This window comes from Acidimicrobiia bacterium (assembly GCA_036271555.1).
In the GTDB taxonomy this organism is placed as follows: Bacteria; Actinomycetota; Acidimicrobiia; order IMCC26256; family PALSA-610; genus DATBAK01.
In genome coordinates, this window is sequence record DATBAK010000036.1 from 41,977 (window position 1) to 58,820 (window position 16,844).

General features: G+C 70.0%; 12 protein-coding genes. 4 read left to right on the forward strand and 8 right to left on the reverse strand.

What is annotated here, in order from left to right; translation table 11 throughout:
- The first annotated feature begins 382 nt into the window (after positions 1-382).
- From VH914_09835 to VH914_09845, 3 genes are all read left to right on the forward strand, one after another.
- Entirely contained in the window at positions 383-2,173 is a 1,791-nt protein-coding gene (locus VH914_09835; GenBank protein ID HEX4491492.1) for a nitrite/sulfite reductase, read from the forward strand.
- A 5-nt stretch (positions 2,174-2,178) separates the two neighbouring features.
- Positions 2,179-2,892, forward strand: a complete 714-nt coding sequence (locus tag VH914_09840) for a phosphoadenylyl-sulfate reductase (protein HEX4491493.1) — start codon at positions 2,179-2,181, stop codon at positions 2,890-2,892.
- Between the two features lie 141 nt (positions 2,893-3,033).
- A complete protein-coding gene (locus VH914_09845; GenBank protein HEX4491494.1) occupies positions 3,034-4,659 on the forward strand; it encodes a polysaccharide biosynthesis tyrosine autokinase in 1,626 nt (541 codons plus the stop codon).
- A 101-nt stretch (positions 4,660-4,760) separates the two neighbouring features.
- On the opposite strand, the gene VH914_09850 is transcribed toward VH914_09845, so the two are convergent.
- Both VH914_09850 and VH914_09855 read right to left on the reverse strand, forming a co-directional pair.
- Positions 4,761-5,879, reverse strand: a complete 1,119-nt coding sequence (locus VH914_09850; protein HEX4491495.1) for a glycosyltransferase — start codon at positions 5,877-5,879, stop codon at positions 4,761-4,763.
- Positions 5,876-7,240, reverse strand: coding sequence for an O-antigen ligase family protein (locus tag VH914_09855; GenBank protein HEX4491496.1), 1,365 nt, complete (start codon positions 7,238-7,240; stop codon positions 5,876-5,878). The genes VH914_09850 and VH914_09855 overlap by 4 nt, the downstream gene beginning before the upstream one ends.
- A gap of 146 nt (positions 7,241-7,386) precedes the next feature.
- Here VH914_09855 and VH914_09860 point away from each other — a divergent pair, with 146 nt between their 5' ends.
- Positions 7,387-8,316, forward strand: a complete 930-nt coding sequence (locus tag VH914_09860; protein ID HEX4491497.1) for a sulfotransferase — start codon at positions 7,387-7,389, stop codon at positions 8,314-8,316.
- Position 8,317: 1 nt separating this feature from the next.
- On the opposite strand, the gene VH914_09865 is transcribed toward VH914_09860, so the two are convergent.
- From VH914_09865 to VH914_09890, 6 genes are all read right to left on the reverse strand, one after another.
- A complete protein-coding gene (locus tag VH914_09865; protein HEX4491498.1) occupies positions 8,318-9,799 on the reverse strand; it encodes an oligosaccharide flippase family protein in 1,482 nt (493 codons plus the stop codon).
- A 177-nt stretch (positions 9,800-9,976) separates the two neighbouring features.
- A complete protein-coding gene (locus VH914_09870) occupies positions 9,977-10,708 on the reverse strand; it encodes a hypothetical protein (protein ID HEX4491499.1) in 732 nt (243 codons plus the stop codon).
- A 117-nt stretch (positions 10,709-10,825) separates the two neighbouring features.
- Positions 10,826-11,230, reverse strand: a complete 405-nt coding sequence (locus VH914_09875; GenBank protein ID HEX4491500.1) for a hypothetical protein — start codon at positions 11,228-11,230, stop codon at positions 10,826-10,828.
- A 62-nt stretch (positions 11,231-11,292) separates the two neighbouring features.
- Positions 11,293-12,363, reverse strand: coding sequence for a glycosyltransferase (locus VH914_09880; protein HEX4491501.1), 1,071 nt, complete (start codon positions 12,361-12,363; stop codon positions 11,293-11,295).
- Positions 12,270-13,094, reverse strand: a complete 825-nt coding sequence (locus tag VH914_09885) for a 2OG-Fe(II) oxygenase (protein ID HEX4491502.1) — start codon at positions 13,092-13,094, stop codon at positions 12,270-12,272. The genes VH914_09880 and VH914_09885 overlap by 94 nt, the downstream gene beginning before the upstream one ends.
- 129 nt (positions 13,095-13,223) lie before the next feature.
- Positions 13,224-16,751: a Calx-beta domain-containing protein gene (locus VH914_09890; GenBank protein ID HEX4491503.1), complete on the reverse strand. Its 3,528-nt coding sequence runs from the start codon at positions 16,749-16,751 to the stop codon at positions 13,224-13,226.
- Positions 16,752-16,844 lie beyond the last annotated feature (93 nt).

Sequence of the window (16,844 nt, forward strand, 5' to 3'; positions counted from 1 at the left end):
ACAACCGTGAGCGGCCGAGCGGCGAGCGAGGCGAGCGAGCAACCTCGCGCGCTCCCATCCCGCGTCACGGAGCGGCGAGTGGGCATCCGATGACAACGGTGAAGCCCGGTGCCGGGCCGAGCGAGCGCGACCGGAAATGTCGACCCGGGCGCTCGCAAATATTCCCGACTTGCGTGCTGGTATTTCAGACGGGCGCTGGGGTACGCTGGTCGCCGTGATTCAGCAGCGCGGCGCGAACAGCATCTCGATGGGACGAACCCCACACGAGATGTACGACGAGCGCTGTCCTTCTCTTCCTCGCTGAGCCGGGGTTCCCAGCCGGGACCGGTTCGCCGCGGCACGCTTGCCGCACCTCCATCCGTCTCCTCTCGTGGAGCCCGCCATGGCGATCGACGTATCCGAAATCAGAGGCCGCACCCTCGATCCGGAGATCGAGCAGGAAGTCAGCCGCTTCGAGACGACCGTCGAGGAGTACCTCGCGGGCGACGTCGCCGACGACGTCTTCCGGGTCTTCCGTCTGAACCAGGGGATCTACGGCCAGCGCCAGGGCGGCCATCACCAGATGGTTCGCGTGAAGATCCCGTACGGCCGGATCGAGCCCGACCAGCTCGAGGTCCTCGCCTTCATCTCCGAGACCTACTCGCGCGGCTGGGGCCACCTCACCACCCGCCAGAACATCCAGTTCCACTTCGTGCCGCTCGAGAAGACGCCCGAGGTGTTGCGGCTGCTCGCAGGCGCGGGCCTGACCTCGCGAGAGGCGTGCGGCGACACCGTGCGCAACGTCGTCGGCTGCCACCTCGCCGGCGCGTGCCCGCTCGAGGTGCTCGACATCTCGCCCTGGGCCGAGGCCGCGGCGCGCTACTTCCTGCGGAGCCCGTACGCGCAGCGTCTCCCCCGCAAGTTCAAGATCAACTTCTCCGGCTGCGCGACCGACTGCGGCCAGGCGATGTTCAACGACGTCGGCGTGATCGGCGTCACTCGGCCGCTGCCCGACGGCACGGTCGAGCCCGGCTTCCGCGTCGTGATCGCCGGCGGGCTCGGCGCGAACCCGCACCCCGCGCAGGCGCTCGAGGAGTTCACGAGCCGCGAAGACCTCATGCCGACGATCGAGGCGATCCTGCGGACCTTCGATCACTACGGCAACCGCGACAACAAGCTCCGCGCCCGCATGAAGTGGCTCGTCGACACGATGGGCATCGACGAGCTGCGGCAGCGGATCATCAAGGAGCGCCGCCTGCTGCGCGCCGCGTTCGGCTGGCCCGGTGGGCTGCCGCAGCAGGTGCAGGAGCAGGGCGACGCGCCGGCCGGCATCTCGACCGAGATCAGCCCCAAGGGTCTGCCGACCGACGTGCCCGTCCGCCTGCTGGCGACGGACCCCTACGAGCGCTGGGAAGACGCAAATGTCGTCCGCGGACGGGCGAATGGCACGGTCAGCGCCTACGCGTCGTGCAAGCTGGGGGACATCACGGCCGACCAGTTCCGCGCCCTCGCCGCCATCCAACGTGACTTCGCGCTGGACGTGCGCATCACCAGCCGTCAGAACCTCGCGCTGCGAGACCTGACCGAGGCCGATTTGAAGCCACTGTTCGAGCGTCTCGACGAGATCGGGATGGCGCAGGCCGGCGCCGAGCTCGCACGCGACGTCGTCGCCTGCCCGGGTGCCGACACCTGCAACCTCGCGGTGACCCAGAGCCGCGGTCTCGCCGACGACATCGGCAACGCGCTCGAAGAAGCCGGGCTCGCCGACGTCGGTGGCGTGAAGGTGAACATCTCGGGCTGCACCAACTCGTGCGGCCAGCACCACATCTCCGACATCGGCTTCTACGGCCTCGAGCGCCGCGCACACGGACGGGCGGCGCCGGGCTATCAGATGCTGCTCGGCGGCCACCTCGGCGCGATGGAAGTCGAGTTCGGCAACAAGGCCGCGAAGCTCCCCGCGAAGCGTGCGGCCGAGGCGGTCGTGCGCGTCGTCGGCCGCTTCGCCGGCGAGCGAGAAGCCGGAGAGACGTTCGCAACCTGGCTCGCCCGCTCGGGCGGCGCCGCGGCGGTGGGTGCCGGGCTCAAGGACCTCGACGCCTTCGATCCGCCCGACGTCGCACCCGAGCTCTACGTCGACTTCGGCGAGACCGGCCCGTACGTGGCGGAGATCGGCGAAAGCGAGTGCGCGACGTGACGACCGTGCGAAGCACCAGCCAGCCGGCACGGGTCGCCGACGTCGACCTCGCGGAGCTCGCGCGCGTCTCGGCCGAGCTCGAGCGCAAGCCCGCGACCTCGGCGATCCGCTGGGCGTGGGAGCGCTACGGCGAGCGCATGGTCCTCGCGGCGTCGTTCCAGGACTGCGTCCTGATCGACCTCGCGATGCAGGTCGCGCCGGACGTCGAGGTCGTCTTCCTCGACACGCAGTATCACTTCCCCGAGACGCTCGACTACGTCGAGACCGTGCGGCGGCGCTACGACCTGAACCTCACGGTGATGGAGCCGCTCGTCGAGCCCGACGACCTCTGGAAGATCGACACCGGTGAGTGCTGCGCGGCCCGCAAGGTCGAGCCGCTCGCCCGCGCGCTCGACGGCGCCGAGGCCTGGATGACCGGGCTGCGGCGCGACGAAGCCGCGACCCGATCGAAGGCGTCGATCGTGGGCCTCGACATCGGCCGCGGTCTCGTGAAGGTCAACCCGATCGCACCGTGGACCGCCGCCGACGTGGAGCTCTACGTGAAGGACCGCGGGCTGCCCGAGCACCCGCTCCGCCACCAGGGCTACCCCTCGATCGGCTGCGCGCCCTGCACCAGCCCGGTGCGGCCCGGCGAGGACCCGCGCTCGGGTCGTTGGGCCGGCACGGGCAAGCTCGAGTGCGGCCTGCACGGCTGGCCCACGCCGACCGAGATCCGCTGACGCCCTGACTCCTGGAGACCCGGCGGGGCGGATTTCGCCGCGCTTGGGGACGGCCGTTCCCGGACAACTAGTATCAAACGCCTTGCACACGACGGGACGTCCGACGGGCGGGTCGGTGGGTCAAGCAGGAGCACGCACACGATGAACCCCGATCCCGTCGCTCCGCCGACGGTTCGCGACTACTTCCGCATCCTCGCCCGCCGGTGGTGGGTCGTGGTGCTGGGAATCGTGGTCTTCGCGATCCTGGCCCTCGCCTACTCGTTCAAGGGCCCGACGATCTACAAGGCGTCGTCGGAGGTCCGCTTCTCGTCCAACGACTCGAACAACGTCGCGACGAACGCGGGCAGCCACGCCAACGCCGGCAGCGCCGACCGCGAGGTGTTGAGCGAGGTCGAGGTCATCAAGGCGGTTCGCTTCAAGAACCACATCCTCGACCTGATGCATCTCGAGCCGAAGGCCATCAAGCAGGTCAACGTCAGCAACGTCCTCAACACGAACGTCCTGAAGATCACGATCGGGATGGCGAAGAAGCAGGCCGCCGTCGACGTCGCGAACGAGTACGCGAAGGTCTACGTCGAGCAGGTCGGCGCGCAGCAGGCGAAGCTGACGAAGGACCAGAGCGCGTCGCTCAAGCAGCAGCTCGACACCGCGAACGCCGCGCTCACCAAGACCGCGACCGCGCTGCAGGCCGAGGCGACGCGCGTCACGACCCTTGCCAACGCAGCGATCGCCGCGGGCAGGACCGGACCCACGTCCTCGCCGACGCTCGAGTACCTCACCGCGCAGTACAACGCGCAGGAGACGCGGCTCGGGCCGATCCAGCAGCAGTACGACCAAGTGCTCGTCGACAGCGCGACCTCGCAGCCGGCCGTGAGCCAGATCGCCGACGCGGTGCTGCCGAAGAAGGCGAGCCAGCCGCAGCCGGTCAAGTACGGGATCATCGGCATCCTCATCGGCCTCGTGCTCGGCCTCGCCGGCGCGTTCGGCTTCGAGCTCCTCACCGACACCGTGCGCAGCCGCCAAGACGTCGAGCGCTTCTCGCGTCTTCCCGTGCTCGCGATGGTTCCGCGCCGCGGACAGCACGAAGGCGGGGATCGTCCCATCGCGCTCGCCAATCCGGCGGCACCCGGCGCCGAGGCGTTCCGCGCCGCACGCGCGGGCGTGCAGTTCCTCTCGATGCAGGCCCCGATGCGGCGTGTCCTCGTCGCCGGTCTGCGCGCGAACGACCATCAGGACGTCGCCGCGGCGAACCTCGCGGTCACGCTCGCGGCGGCCGGATCACGAGTCGTACTCGTCGACGCCGACCTGCGCGGCGGCCAGATCCATGCCCGCTTCGGGCTCGCGGCCGGTACCGGTCTCACCTCGGTGCTCCTCGGTGACACCTCGCTCGCCGACGCGCTGCGTCCGGTCGAGGTTCCCGGCGGCGCGCTGCGCGTGCTCGGCACCGGACCGCTTCCGCCGAACCCGGCCGACCTCGTCGCCAGCGACTCCCTCGCAACGGTGCTCGGGCAGCTCGCCGACGGCGCCGACTTCGTCGTCGTGAGCTCGTCGCCGCTGCTCCCCTACAACGACGCGCTCGCGCTCGCCCGGCACGCCGACGGCGTCGTGATCGTCGCCACCGCACGGCGGACCCGGAAGCGCCACCTCGCCGACGGTGCCGCGAAGCTGCGGCGGGTCGGTGCACCGGCGATCGGCGTCATCCTCGACCGCGGTGCCGCGCACGGCGCCGACGAGTACGAGGACACGATCGAGAGCCTGCACACGTAATTTCTCGCTCGCTCGCTCGGGCGGCGAGCGACCGCGAGGCGGGTATCCCGCCGAGCCGCGAGCAAGACCAGCAAGCACCGCTCGACGGCGTCGGCCGCGTGTCAGGCGCGGGCGAGCTCTTCGTCGACGACGGACTGCAGCTTCGACGCGAAGCGCGGTTCGGAGAACGTCGCCGCGTGCGCACGCAGCTTGTCGCGCTCCCAGTCGTGCGCGAGCAGCCGCGTGAGCGCGTCGCGCACGAGCGGCGCCTCGGGTGCATCGAAGAAGACGCCGGTGTCGTCTTCGCGCACGGTGTCGAGGAACCCCCCCCAACGCAGCGCGGCGACGGGCACACCGAACGCCGCGGCCTCGAGCGGCGTGATGCCGAAGTCCTCGAAGGACGCGGCGACGAGCCCGCGTGCGTGCGCGTACAGCCACGCGAGCTCGGCATCTCCGACCGTGCCGGTGAAGGCGACGTTGGGCCCGGCGACGGCGCGCAGCGCGGCCTCTTCGGGACCCGCGCCCACGACGACGAGCTGACGATCGGGCGTGCCCGCGAACGCGTCGACCACGGGGCGCACGTTCTTGTAGGGCAGCAAACGGGAGACACAGACGAACATGCGGTCACCGATGTCGGCGGGCAATCCGTCGGGCCGGTGCCGTGGCGAGTCGGCATCGAGGCTGAACGGCGGCGGCACGATCTCCGCGTCGATGCCGTACGCGCGTGCAACCCGTTCGCGGATCAGCGTCGAGTTCACGAGGTAGCGGTCGGCGCGGCGCGCGGCGCGCACGTCCCAGCGCCGCAACGGTCGCTCGATCGCGTTCAGCACCGCGCGCTTCGACCACGCGCTACCGGGCGGCACGTACTGGTCCTTCACCCAGAGCCAGCGCGCGGGCGAGTGGCAGTAGACGACCCGCCGGCCGCGCACGTCGGCGCCGTGCGCCCAACCGGTCGACGAGCACACGGTGACGTCGGCGTCGACGCGCAGGCGCGAGAACGCGGGCGCGAGCACGGGCAACGCGAGGCGATGTTGCCGGCGCAGCAGCGCGACCCGGTTCAACGGCATCGTGCGCACGTCGTACTGCGCGAACTCGGGGAACGTCTCGTCGGGCTCGTAGAACGACGTGTGGATCGGCGCGCCCGGGAAGGCGCGCGCCAGCGCGAGCACCACTCGTTCGGCGCCGCCTCGCTGCGTCAGGTAGTCGTGAACGATGGCGACGCGGGGGGTGTCCCGCGTCATACGTGCGCGTACTCGGGTGGTCGCAGCGCCGACAACGCGAACGGCGCGGCGCGGCCCAGCGGTTCGACGACCTTCCGGCTGGTGTCGAGCATCGTCAAGCTGTACCCACCGAGGAGGATCCAGATCGGCATCACGTTGTAGTCGTTCGCGGTCGCGTACACGAGCATGAAGAACAGCCACGCGATGACCATGAACACGACCGACGTGCGCATCGAGCGCGCGCCGACGTCGTCGAGCCTTCGCTTGCGGACCGCTTCGCGGATCATCAGCAGCCCGACCGCGAGGTACGCGAGCAGGACGAAGATGCCCTGCTCGGCCCAGTCCTGCAGGTAGATGTTGTGGGCGCGGATGTCGTTGCCGAACCGGTCGCAGTTGCCGATGTGCTGCTGCACGACCATCGCGTTGGCGCCGACACCCCACAGCGGCCGCACCTCGATGAGACAGATCGCGACCTGGTTCGCGGTGTCGCGAGTCTGCGCCGACGTCGACACCTGCGTCGCCTGGAGCCGGGCGAAGATCGTGCCCGCCGCGAGCACGAACGCGAGCCCGGCCACGACGATGAGCACGAGGAAGAAGCCGAGCAGTCGCGACAGTCGCATGAGCCGGCGGCGCACGAACGTGAGCAGGATGAGCGGGACGACGACGAGCGACGTGGCCCAGACCCCGCGCGAGAAGGTCAGCGCGATCAGGACGCCGCACAGGCCGAGTGACCACGCGATCAGTCGTCCCTTGACCGAACGCGTCACACCGATCAGCCAGATCGCGTTGTAGAGCAGGAACATCGCGAACACGTCGGTCGAGAAGAACGTGCCCTGCACGCGCTTGAAGAGTCCGCCGCCGCCGTTCCCGCCGTACACCTGCGAGGTGCGGACCTGCTTCTGGAAGAACGTTGCGACCGCGCCGACGGCGCGGCCGGTCAACACCTGCACGCCGCTCAGGAGCGCGAGGCCGACGAGCACGCAGGCGAGCGCGACCGCGAGCTGCTCACGGCCGATGATGCGCGGCATCCGGTAGCGCGCGAACGCGTAGAGACCGGTGAGCGAGAGCCACATCGACGCGGCGCGGTAGTCGGCATGGTTGAGGACGCAGCTGACCACCGACAGGACGACGAGCGCGGTCAGCGCGATCAGGACGGGGTCGACGCGGCGCCGTCGCTCGGACTCGATGTCGGAGGGTCGGGACGTGTAGTCGACCATCCACGCGATCAGCAGCGGGATGAGCACCAGCGAGAACGGGAACAGCGTGAAGCCCCACGACGACGAGGCCGCGAGGGGCGGCGGCTTGCCGCCTCCGAACTGCGCGGGCAGCGGAAGTGCCATCGACAGGATCAGGACGTACGTCAGGAGGCGTTGGAAGCGCAACAAAATCCTTGCCGCAGGCGCAAATGCCGGGAAGCCGGACGAATCGGCACCGGATTCTACCGATCCCTGATCCCGTATCCTGATCCCGAGCCTCCACGGACGGAGGAGGCGGCCGGTCGACGCCAAGGGTTGGAGAGAAGATCGCGATGCCGCAGCCCGTGGTCGTGCACATCGGCTTCCACAAGACCGCGACGACCTGGCTCCAGCACGAGGTCTTCCCGCACCACCCGCACCTGCGGTCCTACGTCGAGGGCCACCCCTGGGACGACCCGTTCCTGCGCTGCATCGTCGCCGACTCCGACCGGCGCTACGACCCCGTCCGGGCCCGGGCGGAGTACGAGGCCGGCCTGGCCCGGCTCGGTGAGCTCGCTCCCGACGACGTCATCGTGATCTCGGCCGAGCGGTTGTCGGGGCATGCGGCGAGCGGCGGCTACGACACCGTCCGCATCGCGCGCCGGCTCCACGAGGTCCTGCCCGAGGCCCGCGTCGTCATGGTCGTCCGGAGCCAGGTCGACATGATCGAGTCCGAGTACCGGCAGCTCGTCGGAGAGGGCCATCGCGGCCGGCTGGGTTCGCTGTGGACGTCGGGCGCGTGGAAGCGCGTCCAGTTCGACCTCGAGCACTACGAGTACGACGCGCTCGTGCGCGAGTACCACCGGCTCTTCGGCGCCGAGCGCGTCGCCGTCTTCACCTACGAGCTGCTCGCGGCCGACCGTGAGCGCTTCCTCGACCGGCTCGCCGACTTCTTCGGTGTCGATTCGTTCAAGCTCGACCAGGTGAGCACGCGCGACGTGCACCCCGGTCTGCCGAACCGCGGCATCGGTCTGCTGCGGTTGCTGAACCACTTCCGGCGGACCGAGCTCAACCCCTTCCCCACCGTCGACCTCGGCGTGTGGTGGCGCGGCCCGATCGTCGCGGTCGGTCGCCGGCTACCGAAGCGCACGCATCTCGTGCCGCGCAGCAAGCGCGCGGAGCTCGCGCAGCGCTACCAGGACTCGAACCAGCGGCTCGCCGCGCTGCTCCCGGACGAGGACCTCGGCCCCTTCCTCCAACGCCTCGCGAAATCGGTCGCCTGAGCTAGTCGCGCATCTTCAGGAACGCGAGCACCTTGCGGGGCGAGAGCGTGGCTTGGGTCCAGATTCCGAGTCGTTGCTTCGCGAACCCGGTGAGCAGCAGGTTCTGCAACACGGTCGCGCCCGCGGACGCGACTGCGATGCCGGTCATGCCGGCGATGTGCGCACCGATGATCTCGCCGCCGATCGTCACGACGAGCGTGATGCCCGCGGCGATCGCGACGAGCCGGTGGTGGCCGGTCATGATCAACGCGAAGGTGCACGAACCCGCGGCGACGTCGATGACGAGCCCGGCCGCGAGGATCACGAGGATGATGCCGCCGCGGTGGAAGCGGTGGCTGCCGAACGCGACCTGCATGATCCATCCGCCCGCGAAGACGAACGCGATCAAGCCGGCGAGCGACGGAATCGTCGCGAGCGTGGTCGCGCCGCGCAGGAACGTCTCGAGCTGCTTCTTCTTCCCCTTCGTCCAGAGCTCGGCGATCATCGGCGCGACGACGCCGTTCATCACGAACAGCGGCAGCGAGAGCAGGGTCGAGAGGCGGCTGGCGGCGCCGTAGATGCCGACATCGGGCGCCGATCGGAAGATGCCGACGATGAAGTTGTCGCCCGACGTCACGATCATGCCCGTGAGGTCGGTCAGCGTGAGCGGGAGCGCGATCGCGATGATCGCGGCCGTCGCGACGGGCTTCACGCGCACGCGGATCGCGCTCGTGTGGCGCCACAGGAAGAAGATCGCGAGCACCATCGTCACCGCGCTCGCGCCGAGCGAGACCGCGACGGCGATGCGCAGGGTCGTGTGGCGCATGAAGATGAAGATGAAGAGGAACGCCAGCGCCATGAGCACGCTGCGCATCGCGTCGCCGTAGATCGACGCGCTCTTGATGTCGTGGAAGCCGCGGAACGCCTCGGACGCGGTGTAGCGGATGCCTTCCGTCGCCGACCACACCGCGAGCATCACCATCACGAGCTCGAGGCCGTGCGCCGACGACGGCTTGAAGACGTGGTGCGCAAGGAACGCGCCACCGCCGAACAACAGGACGCCGGTGACGGCGATCCCACCGCCGATGTTGAGGCGGTTGATGCGCTGGACCGTGCCTTTCGCGACCCCGGGCTCGTCGCGCGCCATCGCCTCTGCGACGAGCCGGACGACGGTCCGCGGCAGGCCGAAGTGGGCAATGATCGCGGCGGTCATGATGATGCTCGTCGCGAGCGTGTAGATGCCGAACGAGTAGCCGTCGTCGCCGTGCAGCACGCGCGCCGCGAGCGTCGTCGTGAGGAAGATGCTGATCATCGCGGCGAGGCGCGTGGTCAGGGTCCAGGCAGAGCCGCGCGCGAGGCGGTCCAGGAGGCCGCCCTTGGGCGGGCGGCGCCCGCCATTCCCGCCGTTCTGCTCGGCCTGCACCTGCGGCTGCGCGAGGGGTGCGGGCGGCGGCACCGGCACGGGAGTCGGCGCGGTCGCGGGCGGCGGCGGTACCGGTGCCACCGGTGCCGGCGGCTCGGGAGGTGCCGGCGCGAACGGCACCAGGGGTGCGGGCTCGACGGGTGCCGGGGCACCGGGGTCGGGGATGCCGAGGTGATGTTCCTCGAGCAGCCACTGCGTGCGGCGGCGGTCCCGCTCTCGTTGTCGCCGGCGTGTGCCGAACACCCTCGCCGGCCCGGGTCAGGTTCGCCGCGGGGCGACGGCCGCGAAGTCGGCGTACAACGACTCGCCGCGCTCGACGAGCGGGCGCAGGTCGGGCGCGTCCAACTCCGCCTGCAGCGCAGCCTTGTGCTCGGCGCGCTCCTTCGACGGACGCGGCACCTGACGCTCGAGACGCGAGCCGCTCTTGCCGCGCGCGCGAGCACCGGCTTCGATCGACGCGAAGACCTCTTCGTCGCGCTCCGGGCTGTTGACGTACGGCGCGAACGACGTGCCGTAGCGACGGTTGACCTCGTCGATCACGACCGCGTAGTCACTCGTCACGGTCGTGAAATCGGCGACGACGACCTGACCGAGCACCGGCCGCACGAGCCCGTAGAAGGAGTTCCACTCGAGGAGGCCGCGCTTCAGACGCTTGCGCGGTTCGCGGATGACCTCGGAGAGCACCGCGTCCCGGGGCGAGCGGATCACCACGATCGCGGGGATGTTGTGCTGCGCCGCGAGCAGGATGCTCGCGGGTGCGTGCATGTGGTGCGAGACCTTCACGTCCGGGTTCACGAACATGAACGCGCGAGAGCTGAAGGTGTTCGCCGAGCGCGGGAAGCCGTCGATCGCGATCTGCACGGGCGGGACGGCGGGCACGTTCCTCCGCCGTCGCTGCGCTCGCACGTACCACGGGAACGCGCGCGGCGAGCGCGAGATCGGCAGCCAGATGCGGCGCGACCACTCGAACGCCAGGTCTGAGTCGGCCACCCGAACGTCCAATCCCCGTGCTCTCGTCGCCGCCTCGACCGACTTCCGGAAGCCGACAGCATACCGAGGCCCGAATCGGGCCTCTTCGGGCGCCGACCGCTCGGGTCGACGGGCGGGTCAGGCTCCGTTCAGGAAGGCGTACCAGTTGCCGGAGCCGCCCTCGTCGTCGGTCACGATGCCGGGTTGGAGCTTCTTGCTGAACCCTTTGCGGGTTTTCGTGCCCGTGTAGTGAGTCACGGACGTGCCGTCGATCGCCGTGAATGTCAGCGAGATCGCGCGGCCCTCGCGCGACCAGGTGATCGTGTCACCGTGGTTGTCGCCGCCGGTGTGATTGCGGTACAGGTCGACCGTCGCGAAGTAGTGGTAGGCGTGGCCGCTCCACCTCACCCACCAGGTGTAGTTCCCGGCAATGCCGGTCGCGGCGCGAGTCGGGGCCGTCGGGGCCGCGACCGCGGGCGCGGCGGCCAGCACGGGCGCGCCCAGCATCAGCACACCGATCACAACCGCAAAGAGCCGCTTCATCGCCCGCCTCCCGAGTCCCACCGCCCAGACTCGGCGAACCTAGCGCCGGAACGCGCTCGCCTTCAACGCCGGTCCTTGTTCTTGCGGGTGACGATCTCCGTGAGGTGCGCGACGTGGTCGCCGAGCGGCGCCCGTACGCCGACGCGCAGGTTGCCGAGCGCCTCGCGCACGACCGGCCACTGCTGCGCGCGTGCCGCACGCACCGCGTCGTAGACCGAATGTGACGCCAGGGCGACGCGCGCCTCGGCCCGGTCGTGCTCGGTGAGCCCCGCGGTGTCGCGGTATCGGTCGTAGAGCCGGAGCCGGTCCCGCGCGACCGCACCGGACCCGAGGTTGGTGCGCGTGAGGCCGCCGGTGTGCCAGCGGCGGCGCAGGTAGGGGCGGCGCAGGTAGACGGCGCGTCCGTACGTCGACGCGCGCAGGTTGAAGTCGACGTCGGCCGCGTGCTCGAAGCTCGCGTCGTAGCCGCCGATCGCGTCGAACACCGAGCGGCGGAACATCACGGCCGACGGTTCGCCGAAGCTCTGGCCGTTGCGCAACGACAGGCGCACGAGCTCCGCGTGGTCGAGCACGTACCGGTCCCGCTCGACGAACACGTGGTGGCGGTGACCCACGTTCAGGCGACGCGGCAGCGGGCGTCCGTCCTCGTCGATGAACTCCTCCGCGCTCGACACGAGCGCGACGCCGGGATCGGCGAGCTCCGCTTCGTACGCGGCGAGCATGCCCGGGCCGAGCTCGTCGTCCTGCGAGACACACATCGCGAGCTCGCCGCTTCCCGCGCAGACCGCACGGTTCCAGTTCCCGACCATGCCGAGGTTGGTGTCGTTGCGCGTCCACGTGAGCGCGAAGCCCGCGGCCGTCGCGCGGTCGCGGAAGGGCGCGAGCAGCGCGTCGAGCGCGCGGTCGTCGAGCCCCGGCGACGCGTCGTCCACCATCACGACGTCGAGATCGGGGTGCTTCTGTTGCGCGAACGAGTCGACCAAGCGCGTCAGATGCGCGGGGTTCGGACGGTAGAGCGGGACGCCGAGACTGACGGTGCTCAGCGCGCGCGCCGCTTCGTCGGGTCCTTCATCCGGTTCGGGTTGATCCGATGCGCGATGTACGCGATGCCTCGCGCGCAGAACAGCAGCGATCGGTACGCGCGCACGCGCAGCGCCGCGAGTCCGTGCCGCTGCTCGTGCTGGCGCCAGTACGTCGTGGTGTCGCCGCTGTACTTCCCGGCCTCCGCGGCCGTGTAGTAGTAGAGCGCGATCGAGTTGCGATACCGCGGGCCCTTCACCGGATCGGTGAAGCCGTGCACGGAGTCGAAGTCGGTCTGGAAGATGACGCACGTGCCGAACTCGGGCACGACGCTCCGCGCGACCTGTGTGGCGTTGGCGTCGCCCCAGAGTTGGAGCGAACCGCCGTCGTCGGCGGTCCAGTCCGGGTTCATGTAGACGAGCGCGTTGAGCCGGCGGAACAGGCCGAGGCGCTCGTAGTTGTGGAAGTCGGAGTGCGGCTTGAGAATCCCGCCGGGCCCGCTCGAGTGCAGTCCTCCGCCGTTCAGATACGGGTCCGGGATGATCTTCGGGATGCCGGTGATCTCCTCGAGCATCGTGAGGAACGTCGGGTCGCACATCTCGCGAATGATCCGTGCGAAGTCCTCGGGGATCTTCTCGATGCTGTCGCAGATCATCTTCTCGGGCTGGTATTCGCTGCCCTCGTAGCGACGCCAGCCCGGCCAGTCGGGGGCCGGGAAGCGCTCCGCCTCCTCGCGTTCACCGACGAGGAAATCGTCGATCACTACGTGCGGGAACGGCTTTGCGCCCGTGAACTCGCCGTGCAGTCGCACGACGTCGGTGTCCGAGAAGCTACGGATCTTCATGACCGCGGGACGGTAGCGCGCTCGTTCGTGACCATCGACACCGGAGCGTGACCGCAGGAACGGGCGGCTCGCCGCGCGGGCCGTCCGACACGGAGGCCCCGACCAGAAAGCATCGACACCGGAGCGTGGCTAGTCATCGTCGGTGATGGTGCAGCGGCCGGTGCCGTCGGCGATGGTCGTGCCCGACGGGCTCGACAGGGTGACGGTGAAGAGCTCGCTCGCCTCCGCCACGGTGTCGCCGACGATCGGGATCGAGACGACGCGCGCCACCGCTGCGGGCGGGAACGTGACCGTCCCGGATCGGGCGCGGTAGTCGGCGCCCGCCGTCGCGGTGCCGTCGGCCGTGGCGTAGTGCATCGAAACCGTGTTCGCCTGCGCGGTCGCGAGCGTGACGACGAACCGCGCGGCACGCGTGCCGTTCTGACCCTCGACGATCTGGACGTCGCCGATCCCCGCGCGGTTCGAAGGCGTGCCCGGGTCGTCGTCACGCACGATCTCGAGGCCGGTGCCGGTGCCGATCGTCGCGCCGACCGGGTTGGCGAGCGTGACGTCGAAACTCTCGTTGCTCTCGTGCACGGTGTCGGCGATGGTCGTCACCTCGACGGTCGTGTCGAGCGAGCCCGCGGGGATCGTGGCGACACCCGACGCGAGCTTCACGTCGGACGAGCTCGTCGTGAGGTTGTTCACGGTCCACGTGACGCTCACCGGATCGGTGCTCGGCGTACCGATCGAGACGGTGAACGGGATCTTGGGCTTACCGCGGTCGCCTTCGTAGTAGTTGCCACTGCTGATCGACAGCACGACCTGCGAGTCGTCGGTCGCGACGTACCCGGTGCCGGTGGCGCGCCCGAGCGCGGCACCGACCGGTTTCGACAGCGCGAGCGTGAAGCTCTCGGTGGTCTCCGAATTGCGGTCGCCCTTCACGGGCACGTCGACGGTCTGCGACACCTGCCCCGCGGCGAACGTCAACGTGCCCGCAGTCGCGGTGTAGTCGGTGCCCGCCTTCGCGGTGCCGTCGGCGGTCGCGTACCCGACGGTCACGCCGCCGGGGCTCGGCGCCGACAACGACACCGTGAACGCCGCGCTGCGCGTGGCCGCGCCGCCCTCGAGCACGGTGACGTCACCGACGTCGGCGTGCAGCGACCCGGAGCCGGGATCGTCGTCGAGGATCGTGACCGTTCCCACGGGCTGCACGATCGAGCCGCCGATCGGGTTCGTGAGCTTGACGCCGAACTGCTCGTCGGGCTCGGCCTTCGTGTCGCCGTGCACGCCGATGAGCACGTCCTTGCTGGTCTGTCCGGGCGCGAAGGTCGCCGTGCCCGACGCCTTCACGAAATCGGCCGCGACCGCGCTGCCGGCGACGGTCTTCCACTGCACCGACGTCGTCGTGCTCGACGCGACCGACCGGCTGATCGTCACCGCGACATCGCGCAGACCCGAATCACCTTCGACGATCGACGCGTCGGAGACGGCGAAGCCATCGGCGATCGAGTCGTAGCGCGCGGCGACGGTCGTGGCGGCATCGGGAACCACGAACGACGCGAAGGTGTCGGCGTCGACCCCGCTGGGCGACGTCCACGTGCTGAACGTCCCCGTCGCGCCGCCGAACGACGCCGTCGACGGTGCGACGACCTCGTGCTCACTGCCGACGATCGGATCCCATGTGAACGGCGTCGCGTGCGCGATGCCGTCGACGGTGACGGTCGCGCCCGCGGGCTGCGACGCGACGGTGACCGGCACCGTCTTCGGCAGCACGTTCGTGGTGATCGACGTCTCGAGGCCGCTGGAGTCGGTCACGGTCGTGTCGAGCTCGTAGTACGTGTCGTCGAAGCCGAGGTCGGCGAACTGGAACGAGCCCGAGGTGCCGCTGAAGTCGCCGCCCGGGAACGCGTGCCCGCCGGTGTGCTCGACGATCGTCGTCTGCACGCTGTCGCCGGACAACGGTCCGTCCTCGGCGTCGTTCGCCGCGAGCGTCACATGGATCGTGTCGCCGATCTCGAAGCGCGCGCGCGGATTGGGCGTGATGTACGACACCGTCGGGAACGCGTCGGCCGCGCCGATCTGCAGGTTCGCGGTCGCGACACCGCCGGGGTGACCGTCCGACACCGTCAACGTGACCTGGTAGCCGCCCGCCTTCTTGTACACGTGCTGCGGGTTCGCCTGCGTCGACGTCTTCCCGTCGCCGAAGTCCCAGTGGTACGTGAGCGAGTCGCCGTCGGCGTCGCTCGTACCCGCGCTCGAGAACTTCACGGTCATCGGCACCGTCGGCGACGTCGTGATGTTCGCGCCTGCGTGCGCGACCGGCGGATGGTTGGTACTACCCGTGTAGACGATCTCGCGCAGCTGCCCCGAAGCGATGCCGAGCCACGCGACGTTCCCGTCGGGCGCGATCTGCATGTCCACAGGGCTGCCCCACGTGCCCGACGTGCCGAAGTCCGACCACGCGCCCGTCGCGGGATCGACGACGCGCATCGAGTCGCGAGCGAAGTCGCCGACGAAGAGCTTCCCGACGTACTGCGACGGATAGTTCGACGTGCCCGTGTACTTCGGGCCGCCGACGATCGCGGAGCCGACCTCGTGCGGCACCTCGTCGTGACGGTACGAGTAGAGCGGATCGATCGCGCCGACGCCGGTCCCGCCCTCGCTCGGCGGATAGATCGCATGACACGTCGACGCGGTCTCGGGCGACGTCTGGTAGTCGGGCTGCACGAGCGCGACGCCGTGATTGGCGACCTCGCCGCCCTCGTAGCAGGGCCAGCCGCCGTTGCGGTCGTGCCGCGGGTTGGAGAACGTCGGCCTGAACACGTCGAGCTGCTCCCACGTGTTCCAGCCGACCTCACCGACGTACACGTCGTCGTTGCTCGGGTCGACGGTGAAACGGAACGGATTGCGCAGGCCGTAGGCGTACACGCGCGAGCGAACCGACATCGGGCTGCCCGAGTCGTAGAACGGGTTGCCCGGGATGCCCGCACCCGTCGTCGGGTCGATGCGCAGGATCTTCCCGCGCAGGTCGTCGATGTTCTCGGCCACGAGCGATTGACCCTGGTTCACCCCGTTGTCGCTGCCGTCGGCGAAGCCCACGAGCAGGTGACCCTGGTCGTCGAAACGCAAGCCCGCGACCGAGTGCAGCCGCGACGGCGACTTGAAGCCCGACACCAACGTGACGCGCGTCGCCGGGTCTGCGGTGTCGGGGTCGGTCGCCATCGGCTTGATCGAGATGAGCTTCCCGCCCGCGGGATAGCCCTGATCGGGGTCGTCGGGCCGCAGCTCCTGCGTGAAGAGGACGTACACGCGCGGATTCGTCGCGAAGTTCGGGTCGAGCACCATGCCGACGAGGCCGCGCGACTGCACGGTGTTCACCTCGTCGCGGAGGTCGACGAACGTGTGCTCGACACCGTGATCCCACACGTCGACGACGCCGGTCTTGCGGCCGACGAAGACGCGACCGTCGGGCGCGTACGCGAACGACGTCGGGCCTCCGCCCGGTCCCGCGAGCAGGTTGCCCTGCACGAGCACGGTCGCGAACCCCGGCGGCGGATCCGCGCCTGCGGGTCCCGCACCCGCCAGCGCGGCGACCGCACCGAGCGCGATGGCGGGCCCGAGCGTCAGGAGTGTCGCGAGCGCGACGACGAGGCCTCGCGCGCGCGACCCTCGCATGGTGCCGCCCTCCTGTCCCACCGCGCCGGGCACCCGGTGCTCTCGCTCGATGTTGTCCGGTCGTGGGGCGCGCCGTCCAGGCCGGCACGGCGG

Coding starts and splice junctions, on each gene's coding strand:
- VH914_09850 (HEX4491495.1), bottom strand. CDS start 5,879: ATGACGCGGGACACCCCCCGCGTCGCCATCGTTCACGACTACCTGACG.
- VH914_09835 (HEX4491492.1), top strand. CDS start 383: ATGGCGATCGACGTATCCGAAATCAGAGGCCGCACCCTCGATCCGGAG.
- VH914_09845 (HEX4491494.1), top strand. CDS start 3,034: ATGAACCCCGATCCCGTCGCTCCGCCGACGGTTCGCGACTACTTCCGC.
- VH914_09885 (HEX4491502.1), bottom strand. CDS start 13,094: ATGAAGATCCGTAGCTTCTCGGACACCGACGTCGTGCGACTGCACGGC.
- VH914_09875 (HEX4491500.1), bottom strand. CDS start 11,230: ATGAAGCGGCTCTTTGCGGTTGTGATCGGTGTGCTGATGCTGGGCGCG.
- VH914_09860 (HEX4491497.1), top strand. CDS start 7,387: ATGCCGCAGCCCGTGGTCGTGCACATCGGCTTCCACAAGACCGCGACG.
- VH914_09890 (HEX4491503.1), bottom strand. CDS start 16,751: ATGCGAGGGTCGCGCGCGCGAGGCCTCGTCGTCGCGCTCGCGACACTC.